The 21,898-nt window shown below is 36.0% G+C and carries 18 protein-coding genes; 2 read left to right on the forward strand and 16 right to left on the reverse strand.

Annotated features, from left to right (window positions below; genetic code table 11):
• Window positions 1-499: 499 nt before the first annotated feature.
• The 3 genes from TX86_RS25945 to TX86_RS21270 all read right to left on the reverse strand — a co-directional run bounded on the left by TX86_RS25945 (window position 500) and on the right by TX86_RS21270 (window position 4,647).
• Window positions 500-2,548 (reverse strand): helix-turn-helix domain-containing protein, encoded by a 2,049-nt coding sequence (locus TX86_RS25945; protein WP_052343818.1) that lies wholly within the window; start codon window positions 2,546-2,548, stop codon window positions 500-502.
• A gap of 237 nt (window positions 2,549-2,785) precedes the next feature.
• Window positions 2,786-3,532: a DUF975 family protein gene (locus TX86_RS21265; protein ID WP_052343820.1), complete on the reverse strand. Its 747-nt coding sequence runs from the start codon at window positions 3,530-3,532 to the stop codon at window positions 2,786-2,788.
• Between the two features lie 266 nt (window positions 3,533-3,798).
• Entirely contained in the window at window positions 3,799-4,647 is an 849-nt protein-coding gene (locus TX86_RS21270; protein ID WP_042351986.1) for a pyridoxamine kinase, read from the reverse strand.
• Between the two features lie 288 nt (window positions 4,648-4,935).
• Here TX86_RS21270 and TX86_RS21275 point away from each other — a divergent pair, with 288 nt between their 5' ends.
• Window positions 4,936-5,475, forward strand: coding sequence for an ECF transporter S component (locus TX86_RS21275; protein ID WP_042351987.1), 540 nt, complete (start codon window positions 4,936-4,938; stop codon window positions 5,473-5,475).
• Between the two features lie 91 nt (window positions 5,476-5,566).
• Here the strand turns inward: TX86_RS21275 and rlmD are convergent, their stop codons facing one another.
• The 12 genes from rlmD to TX86_RS21335 all read right to left on the reverse strand — a co-directional run bounded on the left by rlmD (window position 5,567) and on the right by TX86_RS21335 (window position 18,515).
• Entirely contained in the window at window positions 5,567-6,937 is a 1,371-nt protein-coding gene (gene rlmD / locus TX86_RS21280; protein ID WP_042351989.1) for a 23S rRNA (uracil(1939)-C(5))-methyltransferase RlmD, read from the reverse strand.
• Window positions 6,938-7,109: 172 nt separating this feature from the next.
• Entirely contained in the window at window positions 7,110-7,913 is an 804-nt protein-coding gene (locus TX86_RS21285; protein ID WP_042351990.1) for an alpha/beta fold hydrolase, read from the reverse strand.
• Between the two features lie 283 nt (window positions 7,914-8,196).
• On the reverse strand, window positions 8,197-8,628 hold the full coding sequence (locus tag TX86_RS21290; RefSeq protein ID WP_042352076.1) for a hypothetical protein: 432 nt from the start codon (window positions 8,626-8,628) through the stop codon (window positions 8,197-8,199).
• A 118-nt stretch (window positions 8,629-8,746) separates the two neighbouring features.
• Window positions 8,747-9,682: a diacylglycerol kinase gene (locus TX86_RS21295; protein ID WP_042351991.1), complete on the reverse strand. Its 936-nt coding sequence runs from the start codon at window positions 9,680-9,682 to the stop codon at window positions 8,747-8,749.
• A gap of 530 nt (window positions 9,683-10,212) precedes the next feature.
• A complete protein-coding gene (locus TX86_RS21300; protein ID WP_042351993.1) occupies window positions 10,213-10,488 on the reverse strand; it encodes a hypothetical protein in 276 nt (91 codons plus the stop codon).
• 178 nt (window positions 10,489-10,666) lie between these two features.
• Window positions 10,667-12,406, reverse strand: coding sequence for a HAMP domain-containing sensor histidine kinase (locus TX86_RS21305; RefSeq protein ID WP_042351994.1), 1,740 nt, complete (start codon window positions 12,404-12,406; stop codon window positions 10,667-10,669).
• Complete coding sequence (locus TX86_RS21310) at window positions 12,406-13,083, reverse strand: response regulator transcription factor (RefSeq protein WP_042351995.1); 678 nt, start codon at window positions 13,081-13,083, stop codon at window positions 12,406-12,408. Before TX86_RS21310 ends, TX86_RS21305 begins: the two co-directional genes overlap by 1 nt.
• Before the next feature lie 67 nt (window positions 13,084-13,150).
• On the reverse strand, window positions 13,151-13,879 hold the full coding sequence (locus TX86_RS21315) for an SH3 domain-containing protein (RefSeq protein ID WP_042351996.1): 729 nt from the start codon (window positions 13,877-13,879) through the stop codon (window positions 13,151-13,153).
• A gap of 298 nt (window positions 13,880-14,177) precedes the next feature.
• The gene (gatB, locus tag TX86_RS21320) at window positions 14,178-15,611 is read right to left on the reverse strand and encodes an Asp-tRNA(Asn)/Glu-tRNA(Gln) amidotransferase subunit GatB (RefSeq protein ID WP_042351997.1); all 1,434 of its coding nucleotides are present in this window, start codon (window positions 15,609-15,611) and stop codon (window positions 14,178-14,180) included.
• A gap of 12 nt (window positions 15,612-15,623) precedes the next feature.
• Entirely contained in the window at window positions 15,624-17,084 is a 1,461-nt protein-coding gene (gene gatA / locus TX86_RS21325) for an Asp-tRNA(Asn)/Glu-tRNA(Gln) amidotransferase subunit GatA (RefSeq protein ID WP_042351998.1), read from the reverse strand.
• 13 nt (window positions 17,085-17,097) lie between these two features.
• Window positions 17,098-17,388: an Asp-tRNA(Asn)/Glu-tRNA(Gln) amidotransferase subunit GatC gene (gene gatC / locus TX86_RS21330; protein WP_042351999.1), complete on the reverse strand. Its 291-nt coding sequence runs from the start codon at window positions 17,386-17,388 to the stop codon at window positions 17,098-17,100.
• Window positions 17,389-17,537: 149 nt separating this feature from the next.
• Window positions 17,538-18,515, reverse strand: a complete 978-nt coding sequence (locus tag TX86_RS21335) for an aromatic ring-hydroxylating dioxygenase subunit alpha (RefSeq protein WP_042352000.1) — start codon at window positions 18,513-18,515, stop codon at window positions 17,538-17,540.
• A 225-nt stretch (window positions 18,516-18,740) separates the two neighbouring features.
• Between TX86_RS21335 and TX86_RS21340 the strand changes: the two genes are divergently transcribed.
• Window positions 18,741-20,057 carry a uracil-xanthine permease family protein gene (locus TX86_RS21340; RefSeq protein ID WP_042352001.1) on the forward strand — a complete coding sequence of 439 codons (1,317 nt, stop codon included), beginning with the start codon at window positions 18,741-18,743 and terminating at the stop codon, window positions 20,055-20,057.
• Between the two features lie 84 nt (window positions 20,058-20,141).
• Here the strand turns inward: TX86_RS21340 and pruA are convergent, their stop codons facing one another.
• The gene (pruA, locus tag TX86_RS21345) at window positions 20,142-21,689 is read right to left on the reverse strand and encodes an L-glutamate gamma-semialdehyde dehydrogenase (protein WP_042352002.1); all 1,548 of its coding nucleotides are present in this window, start codon (window positions 21,687-21,689) and stop codon (window positions 20,142-20,144) included.
• Window positions 21,690-21,898: the final 209 nt, after the last annotated feature.

Here is a 21,898-nt window from a genome sequence, read left to right on the forward strand (position 1 = left end):
TTTCAAATTATAGAAGAACAACAGATTATGTTGATATTCTATCGAATCAAGGCAAGTACTCTAGAAAAAAAGTGAAACTAAAATGATTTAATTATTATGTAGTACAGATAAAAAATATCGTCCCAAATCCTTGCTATGACAATGCTTGAAAATTTCACAAATAATTTTATAATCTCAATAACCACGACATCTACACATAATAACCTCGACTTATGATAGAGATAAGAGCGAAAAAAAAGGGGCTGTTCAATAAGTTCTATTTGCTATATTTATTTGTATATATGAGATTGAAATTTGTTGATTTTTTTAAGAGTCATTTGAGCTTCATCTTGACCAAAAGCGCTAAAAATCAGCTTTTTTAGTCTACTAAGTAAAAATGAGATTAAAATGAACACGAGTTCGAATGGTACAAAAAGCGTAAAAGGGCGTCCGAAAAGTGATTGAAAATCACTTTTCGGACAGCCCCTCTTTAACACAATCAACGAGGATTGATCACAACTTACGTAAATCTCTCCATCCATTTTATTATTTTATTTTGAACCTTTACAGAAGGCTCTTTCATCCCTCTTTCGATGTTACTCACATAAGATGAGGAAATTTCAAGCTCTTCAGCTACTTGCAATAATGATAAGCGCAGCCGTTTACGGACGCTTCGTAATTGCTCTCCTATGAATTCTCCTTTCATCTTTTTGTTTTTTACTGCTGAATAATCTACTACAGAATTCGTATTTTTCTTCGTTTTTTCGATTGAGCGATACTGCTCTTTAATGATTTCAGGTGGGTAAACACTAATCGTTGTATTTAGCCAAATCCGAACCCATCCCTTATTATTTGCTATCGCTTCATCCCAACTATTATAATGCCATGCGCTTATAACACCATCATCCAATAATAAATCAAGGGCTTTTTCTAAACGATCTCGCGTCCTAGATGGTGCACGCTCATTGACTTTTTCCCCAATTGCTTCGATTAAAGTTCGTATTTTATTAGGTTGTAGGAAATCACCTTTCCGTGCCTGTGTTCTCCATCTCCAACTAAAATACCTAGCTAATCTTTTTTCCCATGTTTGTCGATATGGATTATATTGCAATGTTTGTATAGGTAGCAATGCAATTTGTCTACCTGAACCATATAGATATTTCGCAAACACTTTGTCAACTGTAAAAGTAAACTTTTTTTGAGTTGATTGCATAGAGATATCATATTCTGTACGATCATTCGTTACAAATAAAAATGTCCGACCTTGAAGCTGTGTCTGAACAGGCTTTCCTTTTTCATATACAGTTGCTTTTTCTAGTTCTATCCATAAACTTTGAATCATTGTAAGCGATTTCATAATTTGCTCTCGTTGTTTCTGTTCATAGCCTCCTCTTCTCCCTTCACCTCCAAGTTTAGGTTTAAGCCCACGAATGACTAATAAATCATCAAACTGAATTTCAATAATATCCTCAGAATATCGTGATTTTAAAAGAAAAATACTACATAATGCATCAAATATATCAACTTCTAAGTCTGTTAAACTTTTTGATTGAAGATACGCTTCGTCATAAGCATTCTGATGTTGAATTGCCTCTTTTTCGTTTTGAAACGGTCGAAATTGAACGCTTCCTTCTATATTACCTTTATAGAGTGGAGTAGTTGGCCAAGGTGAGGTTGAGGTAATGACAAAGTTTTTCTTATAAAGCGCTTCTCGCACGTATTGATATGGTGCATTGTTCATAACGTGTAAATGTTGGTCGACTGCTAATGTATAGAGAAGATCTTTTCTTTGAGGAATTGGCTGTTGACCAGAGGAATTAGATATTTGAAGTAATGCTTCAATATCTTCAGATGAATAATTATTAAGATTCATAGAAGCCTTAATATTATTTATCCATTCAGATGTATAATCATTTACTATTGTTATATATTCAGAAAGGAATATGGTGTTTGATGAAAAATTTTTCGTAATCATTTGGTAGAATAAATCATTTAATTCTTGATTATGCATCGCTTCCATTTTTTCCAAACCAATTGTCCTCTCCATCTCTTCAAGTATCCATTCTGTTAAATGAATACGAAACGATGAACAAAATTCTTCCCAAGCAGCATCCTCACTAAGAAATGTATTTGCCTTAATTACATTTTCCATTCGTTCAACGTACTGCTCTATTTGTTGACTATCGTGAGTGATTACATTCCGTTTGGAAGTCTGATTCAGTTGAGCATCATATTTATTTAGAAGATACGCCACTATAGTACTAGCTATCCATTTAATCATCTGGTTACGTGATTTAATTCGCAAGTTTACAAATAACTCTTCACTCTCTCTATAAGTTCGTTCCCAAATAACAAAAGTATTCGAATCGACTTTTTGATTTAAAGGAAGCGTATGAAAGGCCATGCCATTCTTTGTTTCAATTTTAGATAATTTCTCTTGCTCATAAATACAAAGAACGAGATAATGATCGATTTTATTAACCCATTGATTAGGCTTCATATTATGGTCATTTCGAATAATTTCCGCTGGATTTAAGACGACATCATTACAATAACCTTTACTTAACATGATTACCTCCTAGAAAAATATTCGTTTATATCAAATGGCACTGTGCTTAACATGTAAATAGCGCCATTAAAATATGATAGTAATTCTATCATTAATTATCAGAATATTCTATACATACACATCTTTACCATCAAAAAAACTTCATTTTAGAAAGATGAAGTAAAAAACCATTCTATTTTTCTCATATATAAAAGGCGCCTAGTTTCCATAACCCTAAGGCGCCTTTATCAAATTATTTTATTCTACTGGTGGATTCAATTCTTCCACTTCTTGCTTTGATTCTTGTATCGTTGGCTTCACGAAATTATCATAGAAGGCTGCTATCGAAGTCATATAATATGGCGTTACATATATACTTACTCCAAACATAACAAGTCCACCTACAATCAAACTACCAATGCCAAGCATGACCATCCCGAAAGGATTAGCAACTCCATCTATAAATCCTATAATTAATGAAATCGTTGCTACAATAAAGAAAGCAACCGGAATCAAATACCATCCAATGAAAGATAAACATAAGAAAAATAAGTTCTTCTTCTTACCGTCCATTAAACGGCGACTTTCTGTAATTGCTTCCAGAGCACTCATTTGTGGATTATCACGTAAAATATAAAAAGTCATAGAATACGACAAACCTTTAATAATCCCTGGAATAATTAATAATAATGACCATAAAAAAGTAAAAATGGTTACTAATACAGAGCTTAATAGGTTTCGAACATAGTTGTCCTTAAAGCCTGAGAACAACTTTTCCAAGTTCGGGTTAGTTCCTCTTTTCAGCTCTAAATAAAACCAACTATACCCTACTGATAGTGGTGCAGAAAAGAAAACAAAACCAAGAACATAAAGCCAGTAATAATCATCTGGAATAGCTCCCACAATACCACTAAGTATAAAATAAATAAAAAATACCCCAATAGCTATGCCCCAATTTCCTTTTAGTGCATCCTTTGCAGCTAATTTGTGCTGACGTGCTTTCATATTATTCATCTCCTTAAAACAGTTTTACCAATTAAGCTAAACACATTTCAACATTTTACAAGCATTTTATTATATCAAAAAAACTATAAATGCCCGACTTTTTTAATTAATACCTAATCCTATACTTAGCAATCTATCATTCTCCATTATTTATATGATATTAATCATTCTTTAAAACCAAAAAAGCTTGAAGCATGTGGATTCCTCCTTATGTTCAAGCCTTTTAACAATTTATTAAATTGAATAACCCGTTAGTATTATCCCTTTTATAATAACATTCTCAAAAATTTCTCGAAGTTAACTCCTTCTTCTTTAGGTATTTGATCTAGGGAGGTATCAGTAATGGCTGCAGTTAGAAATGCTTCTGCAAGCTGTACAGATTTTTCTAGGTCTTCTCCTCGCATCATGCTTCCCATTAAGACAGAGGCAAATAAATCACCCGTACCAGAATAACTTTTACCGTTATACGGCATTGATCCATATAATGTTTTAGTCCCGTCCAAATACATATTACCGATGAACTGCTTATCTGTATGTGTCGACGGTGGATTAACGCCAGTGATAATTACCTTAGCTTCCGTTTCTTGTTGCAATGTATTTCCGGCTTCTTCTAATGCCTTGATAAAATCGTCTTCACTTGAATAGCTATGTAATTTTTCATAAGACAATCCAGTTAATAGGCAGCACTCCGTTACATTTGGTGTAATCACATCTGCACATTTCACAAGCTCTCTCATGCGCATTAGCAATTCTTCAGTAAAAAGTTTATAGGCTTCACCTACATCCCCCATTACCGGATCAACAAGTAAAGTAGTTTCCTTTGTTTGAAATGTATCTAAAAAACGAAAAATATTATCAATTTGCTCCCGCCCTGTTACAAAGCCAGTATAGATTCCATCGAAGGATATTTGAAGCTTGCTCCATTCCTCTTCGAAGTATTGCATTTTAGATGTAAAATCTTCACAAAAAAAACTCGAAAAACCTGTCTGCGCAGACAATATAGCAGTTGGTAAAGGACATGCCTGTACCCCCATTACCGACAGAACCGGAATCGCAGCTGTTAACGAACATTTTCCAAACGATGATAAATCTTGTATTACAGCGACTTTTTTCATAATAACCTCCATAAGATCTTTCCAACTTAAACTTTATTCATATTAACACAAATAAAAAATAGGGAAAATACCTGATAGTTCAGATAATTAAAGGAATTTATTTAATTTGTGTGCTCTAAACAATCCATTTGAATATAGCACTACTTTTATAACTTTGTGTTTTATTTGCTTTTTAATTAAGGCAATTCAAAAACTGACCCCTACGTTTTCTTAAAAATTGACCCTTTTGTATATGTCAGTTTTTTGTTAAAGTAATCGGTAAATTCTGTAGTTAGGAGATTTACAAATATGGAAAATACACAAAGTTATTCCAAGACGCGTCAAAAAACTTTTGATTTAATTATGACTTCAATGTTAGTTGCACTTGTATTCGTTTCTACTGTATTTTTGAATATTAAACTACCCATTACTGCAAATGGAGGCTTAGTTCATCTAGGAACAGCCATGCTTTTTATTGCATCTATTTTATTTGGTCCTAAAAAAGGGGCTATTGCTGGTGCAATAGGAATGGGGTTATTCGATATACTTGGAGGTTGGGCTTTATGGGCACCTATCACCATTGTAGCGCGTGGTTTGCAAGGATATATAGTTGGTAAAATTGCTTGGTCAAATGGTCGCAAAGGTGACAGCATTGCGTTAAACTTAACTGCAACAATCGTTTCTATTCCATTTATGGTAGCCGTTTACTACGTTGGTGAAGGAATTCTATACGCTAATTGGATTGCACCTCTAGCTTCAATCCCTGGAGATCTCGTTCAAAATGTATTAGGCATTATAGTTGCTGTACCAGTTTGTGTTATCTTAAAAAAAGCGCCTTATTTCAAGTAGTGTGAATTATTCAATAAATAAAAAGTCGTTAGAAGCTTTCACAATATAATACAAAAACGAATTCCCATTAGGAATTCGTTTTTGATTAATTCTATTCTAGCTCTAGACAAGCGACTGATTCAATATGTGTCGTCTGAGGGAACATATCAACCGGCTGTACTTCGACCGTCTTATAGCCACCATCTTCTAAAATGCGTAAATCACGTGCTAATGTTCCTGGATTGCAAGAAACATACACTACTCGTTTTGGCTTCATTGCAAGAATCGTATTTAATAATGATTCCTCACAGCCCTTACGTGGTGGGTCTACTACGATGACATCTGCTTTAATGCCTTCATTTTGCCAATCAAGCATCACTGTTTCAGCTGGTCCAGCAACGAATTCAGCATTTGTAATGTTATTTAGCTTTGCATTTTCTCTTGCATCACGAACTGCATCTTCAACGATTTCTACACCGTATACTTTTTTCGCTTGTTGAGCAAGGAATAAAGAGATTGTTCCGATTCCACAATATGCATCAATAACCGTTTCTTCTCCTGTTAACTGCGCATATTGTAGAGCTTGGTCATACAATACTTTCGTTTGTACTGGGTTTACTTGATAGAAAGAACGTGGAGAAATAGCGAACTTAATTTCTCCAATCATATCTGTGATTGTACTTTTACCCCAAAGAGTTAAAGAACGGTCGCCAAGAATAACATTTGTACGTTTTACATTGATGTTATGAACAATACTCTTTACATTTGGAATAGCTTTCACAATATCTTTCACAAGTTCTTCTTGATTCGGCAGTGTTCTCGTGCGAGTTACAAGAACGACCATGATTTCACCAGTAGCTTTTGCCCAGCGAACAACAATATGACGAATAGTTCCTTTATGTTCCTTCTCGTCATAAGGAGTGATTCCGTTATCTACCAAGATGTCACGGATTTTCAATACGATGCTGTCATCCATTGATAGTTCAACACCACAGTTTGTCATATCAACGATTTCATGACTACGCTTCTTGTAATAACCAGCTACCGTACGACCATTTTGGAAACCTACAGGTACTTGTACTTTATTACGATATTGCCAAGGGTTTTCCATACCCATTACAGGATGTACTTTCACGCCTTTTAAACCACCAATACGCTCTAGAGCATCACGAACTTGTTTTTCTTTCGCACGTAATTGTCCTTCATAGCTTAAGTGTAGAAGTTGAGCACCTCCACATTCTTTATGCAATGAACAAGGATAATCCACTCGATCTGGACTTTGCTCAAGAATTTCCTCTAAGCGTCCAAAGCCATAGCCTTTATTTACTTTAATGACTCTAACCTTTGCTTTCTCTCCTGGCAATGCAAATGGTACGAATAATGGGTAGCCGTCTACTTTTGCTACACCTGAACCATCATGTGTTAAATCTTCAAACTCAACTGTCACGATGTCATTTTTCTTGACTGGTGCATTCTTCTTCATTTATTCAACTTCCTTTTCTATGTGATGCCAATTTGGCTTACTTTCTAAATTAGACTAGATTGATTCTACCATAAAGAGTTAGCACAATAAAGAAAGCCACTATATAGCTTTACTTGTCATTGTTCTACTCATAGAAAAAAGATGAAGGGAGAGCCCATTCATCTTTTTTCTATCAACTTGTTTTTACAGGTAAAATGACACCGCTATTTTCATATATAAAATTGATTGATACATCATTAAAGGCCTGAGATTGATCGATATTACAAACATGTCCGGCTTTTTCAATGCATTCTAGCTTTACATAGCTCTTTGTTGTAAGCACTACGTCTTCAACAGCATCTAAAAATAAATAATCTTCTTCTCCCATCACAAACAGCGTAGGAATGTCTTGAAAATCCTTTTGTAATTCTTCTAAATATGGATTTACGTCTTTCGTTAATGAGAACCAACGAATGAATTCCTTTTGACACATACGTTTAGCTTGTTCAACAAACGTCACACGCGCTTCCTTATGATTGCTTCTCGGCATAATAATCCATGCAAATAAACGATAAAGCCACATATACGGAAGAATGTGCTTACCGAAATGACCGAGCGTCAAATAGAATTTCGTACGTAGATTTAAACTCGTGATTGCTCCACCTAAAACCATAGAAGAAACACGGTCTGGATAATTCTTAGCAATGGTTTGGATAACAATTGTCCCCAATGAAATACCTACAAAGTGAGAGCTCTTTATATTTTCTCGATCAAGTACAGCCATTACTTCTTTAGCAATGGTTGTAAAACTATCATCATCTTTCCATGAAACCAATTGTGATTTCCCGTGACCACGTAAATCTATTAATAGAATATTAAAGTGCTTCTTATAATCTCGTAATTGTTTAAACCATACAGCCGAGTTACCCCCTGCTCCATGAACAAACGTTACCCAAGGTTTATAATCGTCAATATAATGAGTACGATAATGCAACAACATTATCATCCTTTCAATATAGTTATTGTTATACAATTATATTGAGTATAATCGAATGTTTGTGAAAGAAAAAGCATAATTCACGAGACAAACCATCATATTATTTCCATCCTTTTTTCACAAAGATCTAACATTCTTTCTAACCAAAAAAAATAACAGGGTAAAACATTGCTATGAAAGCATTTACACAATATCATCACAAAGAAATATAATGTTTTCCATCGACATATTTCCGACACAATTTAATCATCGTTTACTTTCTTCATTTCACATAATGAGTTCCTTAAGTGTTTAACAAAATATCTTTTACTGTTTTTGTATTCTCTTTATCTAAAGTGCCAAACGTATTCTTTTCCTTATCAATAAAAGTAGCTGTTCCACCACCTTGATTAAACCAAATAAAATACTCACATAATCTCTCTGGCATATTTTTATCAAATGTAAAGAATAGAGTGGCGATTACATCTTCTTTTCGAGACATTTCTGCTTTCACGTTTGGTTCCCAATTTATTTCACCAAATGCTTTTCTTAAATCGTTGATTTTATCTTTTTCTGCAATGATTAAGTCATCTTCAGAGTTTCCATTTGCTTGAATTTGCACATCCACTCTAGTTAAATCTTTCAAATCAAATTCTTTAGGAACTTCATTGGAGCATCCTATTAATGCGATTAATAGGATAATAAATGCAACTAAGTTAGTGACTTTTCTTCTCATAAATAAAACATCCCCTTTCCACCATATTCCAAAATAACTATATAAAAAAACAGACCAACTTATCACAAATTGGTCTGTCATATACAAAAAGTCCATAAGCCTACTAGGCTATTCCTCTTTATTCATTTTCTTCTGATTCTAAGCGCTGTGGAATCGCATCTGGCATAAAATTTTCAGGTACAAACACATCAAAATGGCGATACATATTCACAAATTCTGCAGGAGCAACTCCACCGTATTCTCCATCTAAATTCAATTGCATTTTTTGTTTAGATGTTACTTTAATACGATTGGCTTTCACATAAATTACCGCTGGATCTTTCGTATGTTCTCCACGAATTGCAAGCGATGCGATACGAATAAATTCCGCAAGATTTGTTTTCTTTAAGATAAGCAATGTAAACATACCATCATTCAACGATGCATCTGGTGCTAAACGCTCAAAACCACCAACAGAGTTCGTATTCGCAACAAGGAATAGCATGATTTCACCTTCGAACAATTTACCATCATACTCGATTTTTACATCTGTTGCTTTTAGAGACGGTAGCATCTCAATACCTTTTAAATAATAGGCAAGCTGACCTAGCATTGTTTTTAACTTGCTAGGTACTTCATATGTAAGCTCGGTTAAACGACCGCCACCCGCTATATTGATAAAGTATTTTTCATTCATCTTTCCAACATCGATAGGAATTGTATTACCTGCCGTAATAATATCAACCGCAGCATCTACCGAACGTGGAACGTGAATTGCTCGTGCAAAATCATTTGTTGTCCCAACTGGAATAATACCTAGTTTTGGACGATGCTCAGCATCCGCCAATCCGTTTACTACTTCATAAATCGTTCCGTCTCCACCTGCAGCAATAACAACATCGTATTTTCTTTCAATTGCTATACGAGCCGCTCTTGTTGCATCTCCTTCACAGGTAGTTGCGTGACAGGAAGCTTCATAACCTGCCGCTTCAAGCTTTGCTAATACATCTGGTAAGTGCTTTCGAATGGCCTCTCGCCCTGAAGTTGGATTATATATTAATCTAGCCCGTTTCATTGTCATCATCCTATACGTAAAATTCATTTTAACCTATTTTACTAAAACAACTTGTTAACTTTTTAATAATGAAATTGATTATATAGTACTGTATTCAAAATAGCTACACATATAAATAAAGTATCCCACTCTTAGTAATACCTAAACTTCTCATACAAAAACAAAGGGACTTGAATTTAATTCCAAGTCACTATTCATTGTATACTATTCAAACTGTTTTTGGCTACTCAAAGCATTTGTTATTTCTTGATATCATTTCCTAGTCTTTTGTTGCTTTTCAAATATAAGGTAGGTATTTCCGTATAATCATAACGGCGGTTCGATCCCTCATCTACCTTCATTTTCGTCTGCGTTTCTTATACTTTTCAGCGTCACTAAACTTAACCGCTATAGCAACTATTATCCCAATAACCACAATAACCCCTACATATATCGTAATTTCCATTTCTCATTCCCCCTTGTTCAAACTTTACCTATAAGAAGTGAGAAAAGCAAAAAATCTTCCGTACCTTTCAATGACAAAAGTAGATTCAGTCACAACCTCCGCCGCCACCAGAATCTCCACCACCGCCAAAATCGCTTCCTCCACCATAGTCACAATTCCCTCCATGATCGTGATGGTGGTGATGATCATGATGACGGTCATGCCTGCCATTATCAATGCTTTCTGTCCCATAGAATTGATGATTTGTTGATGTATGATTAAATGAGTTGTTTTTAGAAGCTCCTGATTTCCCAGCTAGGACTAATTTTGAAAGAACTAAACCTATCATGAATAAAATAAATAAAGTAAAAAGAATTTCCATTTACATGCCCCCTAAATTCAGTTTTATACTATTAATACGTATTATCTCTACTACAAGTTACATAATGTATAATTAATATTGTACTATTCTCTTAGTATAAAGTGATATAAAATGGTAAAAAAAAGCATAAAAGGCAGTTCAAAAAGTGATTAAATATCACTTTTTGAACTGCCAAATTTTAATTACTTTTCTCCAAATCAAACGAAAAAATAACACTATTTTCGCCATTTCTTACAGCATACTCACTATTATGAAGCTGCAAGATTTGTTTAACAATTGCAAGGCCCAACCCCGTTCCACCTAGCTTACGATCTCGCGAAGCATCTAATCTATAAAACTGAGCCCAAACACGATCTAGTTGATTTTCTGGTATTAGCTCTCCTTTATTTTCAACTTGCACTTCTATCTTTTTCTTATGCTCAATTAAATAAATAGTAACTGCTGTTCCCATTTCCGCATGTCGAATAGCATTACTAATCATATTAATAAAAACTTGTGATATTTTCTTTTCATCAGCATGAACCAAATCATTTGCGATTGGCTCATATTGTATAGCCAATTGCTTTTCCTCTAATTGCTGATTAAATTGTTCAATCACACTTTCAATAATATCATGTAAAGAAAACACGCTTTGTCGAAGAGACATGACATTTGCTTCATATTTGGAAAGTTGTAGTAAATCTAATACCATACCATCCATTCGTTCGACTTCATTCAAAATAAGGTCTAAATATCTTTCTCTTTTATTTTGAGCGATATCATCTTGCAAGCCTTCCGTAAATCCACGAATGATACCTAAAGGTGTTTTCAATTCATGAGATACATTTGCTGTAAATTCTTTTCGTATTTGTTCTCGTTGTTGCTTCTTACTCAGCTCATCCTGAAGCTGTATATTTGCTAGCGTTAACTGTTGAATCGTTTCTTGTAGATGAGATGACATTTGTTCAAGACTATCTGCTAATTCACCAATTTCATCTCGATTTCGCTTTGAAAGTTTTACAGTAAAGTCTAGTTTCGCTAACCTTTTCGCGCCTTGGTTTAAAGATACTAACGGGCTAGCTACCATCTTCGAATACACATAACTAAGAACTAGTAAAAGCAATACACCTGCACCTGCAATGTAACCATAATATTGCTTCATTGTTTCCATGGCTTCATCAACTGGTTGCAAGGAAGTATAAGCCATTACATATTGCGGCATATCTTTCGGTAAAGAAAGAGGTAACATAATGACAGCATACTTAATACCACTTACTACATCCTGCCACTCCAATTGAACTTTTTTACCTTGATTCAATGATTTCGTATATTTCTTATTCATAGCTATTTCATGAAGAATGGTAGAGTTTAAACTATCTTGATAGAACGCATTGTAGGCTCTTTGTTTTGGAAGAGTTAAGCTTATAACCGTTCCTTCTATACGTGTAAGACCAACAGGTAACTCTTTCACTATTCTTTCTGTTAATTGTACCTGCACAGGCTCCATCGAGCGATTCTTTGTATCTATATAAAACCCATCAACTACTACTTGATCTCCTACTTTTAGGGTTGAAGGAATTTGATTTAGTCGCATTCCTTCTTTGGAAAGTATGATATTTTTTATGCCATTTTTCGTTTTCATAGTGATGCGATATGGATTCAAAGCGTAGCGTCCAAAAACATCTGATGCTATAGTGAACGTAGCATCATTTTCTTCCATAAACTCCCCAGCCATTCGCGACATCTTTTCTTCGTCTTGAGGATTCTTGATAATTTGTTGTTTCGTATCTTCCAACTTCTTTTCTAGCTTACTAGCCTTTTGATACAAATAAAATCGTTCAAAAAAAGTTGCTTGCCCTATTAATAACAAACCATAGAAAAAGAAGAAGACAGCAAACGTAAAAATCGATAATTTCCATACAATACTAATGTTCTTCATTACATTCCCTCAAATTTATAACCAACACGTATCACGGTAACAATTCGCTTGCTTTCTTCACCTAACTTTGCACGTAATTTCTTAATATGTGTATCTACAGTTCTTGCATCTCCAAAAAAATCATATCCCCAAACGGCATTTAACAACTGTTCACGCGTTAACACTGTATCCTTTTGTTTAATTAAATAAAGCAACACATCAAATTCCTTAGGTGATAACTCTGCTTGTTTTCCTGCTACACTTACAGTTCGAGACCGCTCATTAAGCTCTAACAATCCAAATTTCCGTGTCGCATCATTCATGTACACATCACCCATGCTACGTTTAAGCAATGCTTTTGCTTTCGCAACAAGAACTCGTGGGCTAAAAGGTTTCGTCACATAATCATCTACACCCATTTCAAACCCTAACAATTTATCATCTTCATCATTACGTGCCGTTAACATAATAATAGGTACGGAGGAAGTTTTTCTTAACCTTCTACAAACCGTCCATCCATCCAATTTTGGAAGCATTACATCTAAAATGACAATATCAATCTGTTGTTTTTCAAAAATGGATAATGCTTCTTGCCCATCTTCTGCCTCATAAATGGACCAAACCTCTTTTTCGAAATAATCAGAAATAAATTCTCGTACAAGCTCCTCATCTTCTACAATCAATACACTTTGTGCCATGTGGGTATCTTCCTTCTCTCTCTCGCTCATGTATATCCATTATAAAAGCGTGAGAAGAAGAAAAATACTACTTCTTAAGGTTAGTACCGACATTATAAACTTTCCATTCACCCTTCGGCTCTTTCATTAAATACACATGATGCCAATGTGGAAGATATAGTTCATTAACAGGATTGCATTGAGAAACAGTCAAATACTCTACACCAGCCTTTTCATAATATGAAAAAATCGGCATTTCTTTCGCATACTTTAAATACCAATCAAATGGTTCTACATAGAAATCTGTTGAGTCTGATTCATTCGGTCCGTAAATGGGAGTTCCTTTTTTATCTTTTCCAACAACACGAAGATTCGATTTAACATACTGATTGAAGTACGTTTTCGTAAAAGCTGGATCCATAATAGCATGTAACTGTTTTAACGTATACGATTGATCCTTTACCTCTTCTTGGATAGCAATAACGCGATCTGTTATTTTCTTTACGCTTGCTATAGATGTTGTTTTATAAAAGCGTATTGATTTGTTTGATAGATACGCTTTCTTTTTATTAAAACGAATTTCTGCCCATCCCGATTGTGTCTGAGCATACACCTTTACCTTTTGACTTTTCTTAATTGTTCCTACTGTTTTAGCATTATTGTTTGGAGCGCTTTTTACTGTAGCAGTTGGAACATCAACGGTTGCTTCTTTCAACGTCGCCGCTTCTGTTTTTTGAATTGAAACAATTGGAATAATCATGATTGCTACAAGTAGCAAAGCAATCATCCTTCCTCTATCAAGTAAACTCTTTGCCATCTAAGTTCCTCCTTTATATTTACATAAATTAGCATACTTCATCGATGTGTCCATGGTGTGACCACTAGATGAATTCCGCACGTTATCTGTATTTAAAACCACTAAAATTAAAAAGAGGATGCGTTAATTTATAAAAGAAGTCTGTGGAGTTTCATCTTGACCAAAAGCGCAAAAATCAACCATAATTGTCTATTAAACAAAATAGGGATTTAATTGAAAACAATTTCGAATGATAAAAAAAGTGTAAAAGGGCGTCTCAAAAGTGCTTTTCAAGCACTTTTGAGACAGCCCTTTTATTTTATCGTTTTTCAATCTCTTGTGTAAGTAGCTTGTTCACAACTTGTGGATTAGCTTGTCCCTTCGTTGCTTTCATGATTTGACCTACTAAGAAGCCAGTTGCTTTCTTCTGACCAGCTTTGTAGTCTTCAATTGATTTCGGATTGTTATCAAGTGCTTCTGTAATGATTTTTAGAAGTGCACCTTCATCTGAAATTTGAACAAGACCTTTTTCTTTGACGATTGTTTCTGCATCGCCACCGTTTTCAACTAGCTCTTTGAAAACGGTTTTTGCAATTTTAGAAGAAATCGTTCCTTTTTCAATTAACACAATCATACCAGCTAACGCTTGTGGCGTTAATGGTAGGTCGTGAAGTTCTTTTCCTTCTGCATTCATATAGCCTGAAAGCTCACCCATAATCCAGTTAGAAGCAAGCTTCGCATCTGCACCTGCTGCAACAGTCGCTTCAAAGAAATCAGAAGTTTCTTTTGTTACTGTTAATACAGCTGCATCATATGCTGGTAAGCCTAATTCTTCAACATAGCGCTTTTGACGAGTATCTGGAAGCTCAGGAATTTCCGCACGAACGCGCGCTTTCCACTCATCATCAATGTATAGCTCTACTAAGTCTGGCTCTGGGAAATAACGGTAGTCATCAGAACCTTCTTTTACACGCATAAGCAATGTTTTACCTGTCGTTTCATCAAAACGACGTGTTTCTTGATCAATCGTACCACCTGCTGAAACAACCGCAATTTGGCGACGTTCTTCGAATTCGATACCTTTACGAACGAAGTTGAAAGAGTTTAAGTTCTTTAACTCTGTTTTTGTTCCGAACTCTTTTTGACCTACTGGACGGATTGAGATGTTCGCATCACAACGAAGTGATCCTTCTTCCATCTTACAGTCAGAAACACCAGTATATTGGATGATTGATTTTAATTTTTCTAAGTATGCATACGCTTCATTAGCTGTACGGATATCTGGCTCAGAAACGATTTCTACAAGGGGTGTACCTTGACGGTTGTAGTCACAAAGTGAATTACCACCTACACCATGCGTTAATTTACCTGCATCTTCTTCCAAATGAATACGTGTGATACCGATACGCTTCTTATAGCCATCCACTTCGATATCAATATAACCATGTTCACCGATTGGTTGGTCGAACTGCGAAATTTGATAAGCTTTTGGATTGTCTGGATAGAAATAGTTTTTGCGGTCAAATTTCGTATGAGTTGCTACTTCACAATTGATTGCCATTGCTGCCTTCATCCCGAAATCAACTGCTTGTTTGTTTAGTACTGGTAGTACCCCTGGATACCCAAGATCGATTACCGACGTGTTCGTGTTCGGATCAGCTCCGAATTGGTTTGGACTTGATGAGAAAATCTTTGAATTAGTTTTTAATTCAACGTGTACTTCAAGACCAATTACTGTTTCAAATTGTTGCATGTTCCTCACCCCTTACAGTTGTGGTTTTTTTGTATGATGATCTGTTGCTTGCTCGAACGCATGAGCAACGCGGTAAACTGTACTTTCATCGAAATGTTTACCGATGATTTGTAAGCCATAAGGTAATCCTTCTTGTGATAAGCCACAAGGAACCGAAATACCTGGTACACCTGCTAAGTTAACAGGAATTGTTAAAATATCATTTGCGTACATTGTTAATGGATCTTTCGTATTTTGACCGATTTTGAATGCTGGTGTTGGAGTTGTTGGTCCGACGATAACATCGTAGTTCTCAAACACATCTTCGAAATCTTTCTTAATTAATGTACGAACTTGTTGAGCTTTCTTGTAATACGCATCATAGTAACCAGAGCTTAAAGCAAATGTTCCAAGCATAATACGACGTTTAACTTCGCTACCAAAGCCTTCTGCACGTGTTTTCTTGTACATATCAATTAAGTTCTCAGCATTTGGTGTTCTGTAGCCATAACGAACGCCATCGAAGCGAGCTAAGTTTGCTGATGCTTCAGATGAAGATAGTAAGTAATATGTTGCTAACGCGTATTTAGAATGTGGTAGAGAAACCTCTTCCCATGTTGCGCCAAGTGATTCTAGAACTTTCAACGATTCTAATACAGATTGCTTCACATCTTCCGCTACACCTTCACCAAGATATTCTTTTGGCACAGCGATACGTAAGCCTTTTACATCACCTGTTAAAGCTTCTGAGAATTTAGGAACTTCTACATTTGCTGATGTGCCGTCCATTGGGTCAATTCCTGAGATAGCTTCTAATAGAAACGCATTATCTTCTACACGATTTGTAATCGGCCCGATTTGATCTAGTGAAGAAGCAAATGCTACTAATCCGAAACGAGATACACGACCATAAGTAGGCTTCATTCCGACTACTCCACAATATGCTGCTGGCTGACGGATTGAACCACCTGTATCTGAACCAAGTGAGAATAATACTTCTCCTGCCGCTACTGATGCTGCCGAACCACCTGATGATCCACCTGGTACACAGTCTGTATTCCATGGGTTACGAACTGTTTTATATGCTGAGTTTTCATTTGAAGAACCCATTGCAAACTCGTCCATATTTAATTTACCGATTGTTACTGTTCCAGCTTGTTGAAGCTTTTGAATAACAGTCGCATCATAAATCGGGTCGAAATTTTCTAATATTTTACTAGCACATGTAGTGCGTAGGTTTTTCGTTACGATGTTGTCTTTAATTCCGATAGGCATACCAAATAGAGAACCTTGAGCTTCTCCTTTAGCTAGCTTTTTATCTAAAATTTTTGCTTGCTGACGTGCGCTCTCTTCGTTTAATGTAAGAAAAGCAGCAACTGTCTCGTCTACTTGTTCAATACGTTTAAAAGATGTATCTACTAAATCAGATACACTAACCTCTTTCTTTAGTAAAAGACCTTGTAATTCCTTTAAACTTTGTGAAAAAAGTGACATAAAGTTCCCCCCTTTAATCGATGATTGATGGTACTACAATTAGTCCATCTCTATGTTCTGGTGCATTCTTCACTACTTCTTCAACCGGTAAACCTGGTTTTGCTACGTCTTCACGAAGAACGTTAACTGTTTCAACAACGCGTGATGTTGGTTTCACACCAGTTGTATCTAGTTCATTCAATTGTTCAGCAAATGAAATAATTGCATCTAGTTCTTTTGTCATTTTCTCTACTTCTTCTTCTGTCACTGCTAATCGTGCTAGATTCGCTACGTGCTTTACTTGTTCAGTTGAAATACGAGACATTCTACATTCCACCTCCAGCATTTTTTCGACCAAAAGCCATACTCATAATATTATCAAATTTTGCCACGTTAAGGCAATATTCGTGCAAAAGTCATTTCTTACAAAAAATAGACTGCAAATTTTCATCTACAGTCTACCTATTTAATCTATTATGCTGTTCCTAATACTACGCCTAGTTTCGTCAAATATTGACGATACGCAATACTCATGCGATCACAAATGAGCGAAAGCTCTACTTGTAAATCAAGTGGCAAATCCTCAGGCTTCTGATTTTCTACAATCGGCTTATCTTGTGCGAAAATCATATTCTGAAATTCTACAATTTCTTCATCCGTCGTACCTGTATCATAATTAAAAGAAAGAATACCATAAGCAATAGATTTTTCCTTCTCAATCGGTAAGATGGTTAAAAGAATCGCCATTTGGTTACCGTTCTCTTTATCTAGCTTTGTAAAACGAACTGTAAGTGGACGTAAAATTTCATATGTGTAATACACATGCTTTGCCTGCCCAGAACCATCTGGATCAGGTTGATACAAGGCAATTTCATCCGAATACAGAGAATCTTCTCCTTGATGTACTTTATAATCACCAATAACAGGGTGCAATTCTTCTCCCAAGTATCCACCATGTACAAAAGCTAAATGACCTACATCTAAGAAATTCTCAACAATTCGAGGTGGGTTTGCTTCCACTTCCTGTGGACCCCAAAGCACACTATGAAAAGACTTATCGTCGAACTCTTTATATGTAAATAGCTCGGTATCACTATTTTCTAAATTCACCCAAACAAATCCATATTTCTCTAAGCAACCATATTTAGCAGCTTTCGCTTTCCCTGGAATAGTACGCCCTTCAGGTAATTGAGGAATTTTTGTACATGTTCCTTCACTATCAAACTCCCAACCATGATACGGACATACGAGATTTCCATTCTTCACGCACCCCAGTGATAGAGCAGCTCCACGATGAATACATAGGTCTTTAAAAGCATGAATCCCTTCTTCATTTCGAAAGAGCACCACTCTTTCTCCCATAACGATGACTTGTAAAGGTTTTTCCCCAACATCTTCCGCCTTACAAGCTACAATCCAATCACTTCGCAACACTTGATCTTGTACTATCATGTTCGTTCCCCCCTAGTTAATGTGCACCTCCATTTTAAGATGGGGGGTATTAGTATGTCAATTCAAAAAACGAACAATATTTATAATATTTAATAAAAACATTCGCTTTATTGTTTACATTCGACAATTTTCTTCTTATAATGCAAGTGAGTTTGTAATTATATCTGAACAAAGGGAATATTAAAGCAAATACATTTTTTTGTCTTTTAAGGGGAGGAAATAAAAATGGAAGAACAAACGAGGTCGACAAACATTATTGTCGGTGTTGACGAGAAAATCAGTATGAAGCGGTCTGTACTGTTAGGTATGCAGCATGTTCTTGCAATGGATTTATATTTAGCACCGATTATTATTGCTGGTTTATTATCATTAAGTACGGCCAATACCACATTTTTTATTCAAATGTGCTTTTTAGCAGCGGGTCTTGCTACAATTATTCAAACAACAATCGGATTAAAACTACCTGTCGTTCAAGGGCCTTCCTATGTACCAATTGGAGCATTAGCAGCAATTGGGGGGAAATTAGGATTGGGTGCTGTATTCGGTAGTTTGTTGCCAGGTGCACTCTTAATCGCAATTCTTGGTTATCCATTAAAAGCTTTTGCGCATGTTGTACGAAAAATCATCCCTCCAACAGTCGCAGGAACAGTTATTGTCATTGTCGGAATTTCTTTAATGCCCATTCCATTTAACGGCATCTATTCTGCACCAGGATTTATTGGTCACAATGCCATGATTGCATTTGTATCTACAGCAGTCTTAGTTATTTGTATTTTACTAGGTCGAAAAACGAAAGGCTTAGGTACCTTCTTTCGTTTAGTATCGGTAATCTTAGCAATTATCGCTGGTACAATAACAGCATCTCTTTATGGAACAGTTGACTTCTCACCTGTAAAAGAAGCAGCTTGGTTCTCACTTCCATCATTTTTTCCTTTCGGCGCACCTGTTTTTAATTTACACGCCATACTTACTATGATATTTATATACATTGTGATTTTAATTGAAACGACAGGAACATGGTTTGTTGTTTCAACCGTTACTGATGAAGAGTTAACGAATAAAAGACTAAACAGAGCATCGTTCGGAGAAGGTATTGGTTGCTTTGTTGGTACATTATTTGGCGGAACTCCTATGACTGGCTATTCCTCAAATGCGGGCTTAATCGCAATAACAGGCGTTGCTAGTCGTCGTGCCATTATTGCAGCTGGTTTTATCCTAGTAGGACTTGGTCTAATACCGAAGCTATCGACACTAATTACATGTATTCCCGGACCTGTTATTAATGGTATTTTCGGAGTAATCTGTATCGCCATCGTGATGAATGGTTTAAAAGTTATTCAGCATATTACAATTGATGATCGCAATATGATTGTGATGGGAATGCCAATTCTACTTACAATCGGAACGACAGTATTACCGAAAGAGATTCTGAATACAATGCCAGATTTCTTAAACTATATTCTTTCATCAGGAACAGCTGTCGGAGCGATAGCTGCTGTCGTCCTAAACTTAATCATACCTGCAGAAAAGTTTAAAGGATAAAGAAATTTCATCATTTCTACCTTTCTACTAAATGAAAAAGAGCAAGCCAAAAGTAAATGATTCATTACTTTTGGCTATGCTTTTTTAATACATTTCTGAAATGGTTTTCGCTTGCATATGCAATACTAAATAATCAGGACCTCCAGCTTTCGAATCCGTCCCCGACATATTAAAACCACCAAATGGTTGATAACCAACAATCGCTCCTGTACAGCCTCGATTCACATATAAATTACCAACATGGAAATCCTCTTGCGCTTGTTCGATATGCGCACGATTCGTTGAAATAACAGCACCTGTTAAACCATATTCCGTATTATTTGCTATTTCAATTGCATGCGCAAAATCTTTCGCTTTAGCAATTGCAACGACTGGTCCAAAAATCTCTTCCTGCATTAAACGCGCATTCGGTTCTACATCAGCAAAGATGGTTGGCTGAATAAAATAACCTTGTGAGTCATCTCCTTCTCCACCAGCCATCAAACGACCTTCCTTCTTACCAATTTCGATATAGTGCATAACTTTCTTATACGCAGAAGCATCAATGACTGGGCCCATAAAATGTTCCTTTGCTTCTGGATTTCCTACTCTTAGCTGCTTTGTTAATTGTACAACCCGTGCTAGTACTTCTTCATAAACCTCTTCTACAACAACAGCTCGAGAACAAGCAGAACATTTTTGACCCGAAAAACCAAATGCTGACTTCACGATACTTTCAGCGGCTAAATCCAGATTCGCTTCACGATCCACCACAATTGTGTCTTTACCGCCCATTTCAGCAATTACACGCTTTAACCAAATTTGCCCCTTTTGTACTTTAGAAGCACGTTCATATATTCTCATTCCAACATCCCGAGAGCCCGTAAAGGAAATGAAACGCGTTTTCGGATGATCCACTAAATAATCTCCCACTTCCGCTCCGCTTCCGGGCACAAAGTTCAATACACCTGCTGGGAGACCTGCTTCCACCATTACTTCTACAAACTTAGCAGCCACAATTGGTGTTGTAGATGCTGGCTTTAATACCACTGTATTACCAGAGACAATTGCAGCAACCGTTGTACCAGCCATGATAGCTAACGGAAAATTCCATGGAGAAATAATAATACCTACTCCTAGCGGAACATATTGATATTGATTGTGTTCTCCAGGGCGGCTTTCAACAGAAATGCCGTTCTTCATTTTTAGTATTTGCCTTGCGTAAAACTCCATGAAATCGATTGCTTCTGCCGTATCACCATCTGCTTCATTCCATGGTTTTCCCGCTTCTTTCGTCAACAATGCTGAGAACTCATGCTTACGTCGCCGAATAATCGCCGCTGCTCGAAATAAAATATCTGCTCTAGATTCTGGTTTCACCTTACGCCATGATTCAAATGCCTCACTGGCTGCCACAATTGCTTGCTCTGCCAATTCACGATTCGCCTTTGACACCGTTCCAATCACTTCTTGTTTATCAGCAGGATTATACGAAACTATTTTCTCTTCTGCTTTTACTCTTTCCCCATTAATCAATAAATCATACTCTTGTCCTAAGTAGCTCTTAACTTCTTCTAATCCTTCAAGATAGGCTATTTCATTATTACTGCGAGAAAAATCTGTAAATGGCTCATGCTTATATGCTTGTACCAAACTCGTTCCCTCCCAATTTAGTATGTACATTAATCACCATTAATTGTAAGTCTGGTTTATGATATGTTTAAAAGTTTCTTATTCTAACATATGCAATAAATTTCACTTTAGAATTCTATTCGATTGCCACTTATTATATTCGGCTCAATACTTATATGTTGTCGCCCCGCTCATATTTTTTTGTAACTTCCCACTAAATCAATAAAAAA

Origin of the sequence: Bacillus massiliigorillae (assembly GCF_000380245.2) — a bacterium.
Classification (GTDB): Bacteria; Bacillota; Bacilli; order Bacillales; family DSM-1321; genus Bacillus_AD; species Bacillus_AD massiliigorillae.

What these genes read in the sequence shown, in the direction of transcription:
- TX86_RS25945 (WP_052343818.1), bottom strand. Translation starts at nt 2,548, where the DNA reads ATGTTAAGTAAAGGTTATTGTAATGATGTCGTCTTAAATCCAGCGGAA.
- TX86_RS21265 (WP_052343820.1), bottom strand. Translation starts at nt 3,532, where the DNA reads ATGAAAGCACGTCAGCACAAATTAGCTGCAAAGGATGCACTAAAAGGA.
- TX86_RS21270 (WP_042351986.1), bottom strand. Translation starts at nt 4,647, where the DNA reads ATGAAAAAAGTCGCTGTAATACAAGATTTATCATCGTTTGGAAAATGT.
- TX86_RS21275 (WP_042351987.1), top strand. Translation starts at nt 4,936, where the DNA reads ATGGAAAATACACAAAGTTATTCCAAGACGCGTCAAAAAACTTTTGAT.
- rlmD (WP_042351989.1), bottom strand. Translation starts at nt 6,937, where the DNA reads ATGAAGAAGAATGCACCAGTCAAGAAAAATGACATCGTGACAGTTGAG.
- TX86_RS21290 (WP_042352076.1), bottom strand. Translation starts at nt 8,628, where the DNA reads ATGAGAAGAAAAGTCACTAACTTAGTTGCATTTATTATCCTATTAATC.
- TX86_RS21295 (WP_042351991.1), bottom strand. Translation starts at nt 9,682, where the DNA reads ATGAAACGGGCTAGATTAATATATAATCCAACTTCAGGGCGAGAGGCC.
- TX86_RS21300 (WP_042351993.1), bottom strand. Translation starts at nt 10,488, where the DNA reads ATGGAAATTCTTTTTACTTTATTTATTTTATTCATGATAGGTTTAGTT.
- TX86_RS21305 (WP_042351994.1), bottom strand. Translation starts at nt 12,406, where the DNA reads ATGAAGAACATTAGTATTGTATGGAAATTATCGATTTTTACGTTTGCT.
- TX86_RS21310 (WP_042351995.1), bottom strand. Translation starts at nt 13,083, where the DNA reads ATGGCACAAAGTGTATTGATTGTAGAAGATGAGGAGCTTGTACGAGAA.
- TX86_RS21315 (WP_042351996.1), bottom strand. Translation starts at nt 13,879, where the DNA reads ATGGCAAAGAGTTTACTTGATAGAGGAAGGATGATTGCTTTGCTACTT.
- gatB (WP_042351997.1), bottom strand. Translation starts at nt 15,611, where the DNA reads ATGCAACAATTTGAAACAGTAATTGGTCTTGAAGTACACGTTGAATTA.
- gatA (WP_042351998.1), bottom strand. Translation starts at nt 17,084, where the DNA reads ATGTCACTTTTTTCACAAAGTTTAAAGGAATTACAAGGTCTTTTACTA.
- gatC (WP_042351999.1), bottom strand. Translation starts at nt 17,388, where the DNA reads ATGTCTCGTATTTCAACTGAACAAGTAAAGCACGTAGCGAATCTAGCA.
- TX86_RS21335 (WP_042352000.1), bottom strand. Translation starts at nt 18,515, where the DNA reads ATGATAGTACAAGATCAAGTGTTGCGAAGTGATTGGATTGTAGCTTGT.
- TX86_RS21340 (WP_042352001.1), top strand. Translation starts at nt 18,741, where the DNA reads ATGGAAGAACAAACGAGGTCGACAAACATTATTGTCGGTGTTGACGAG.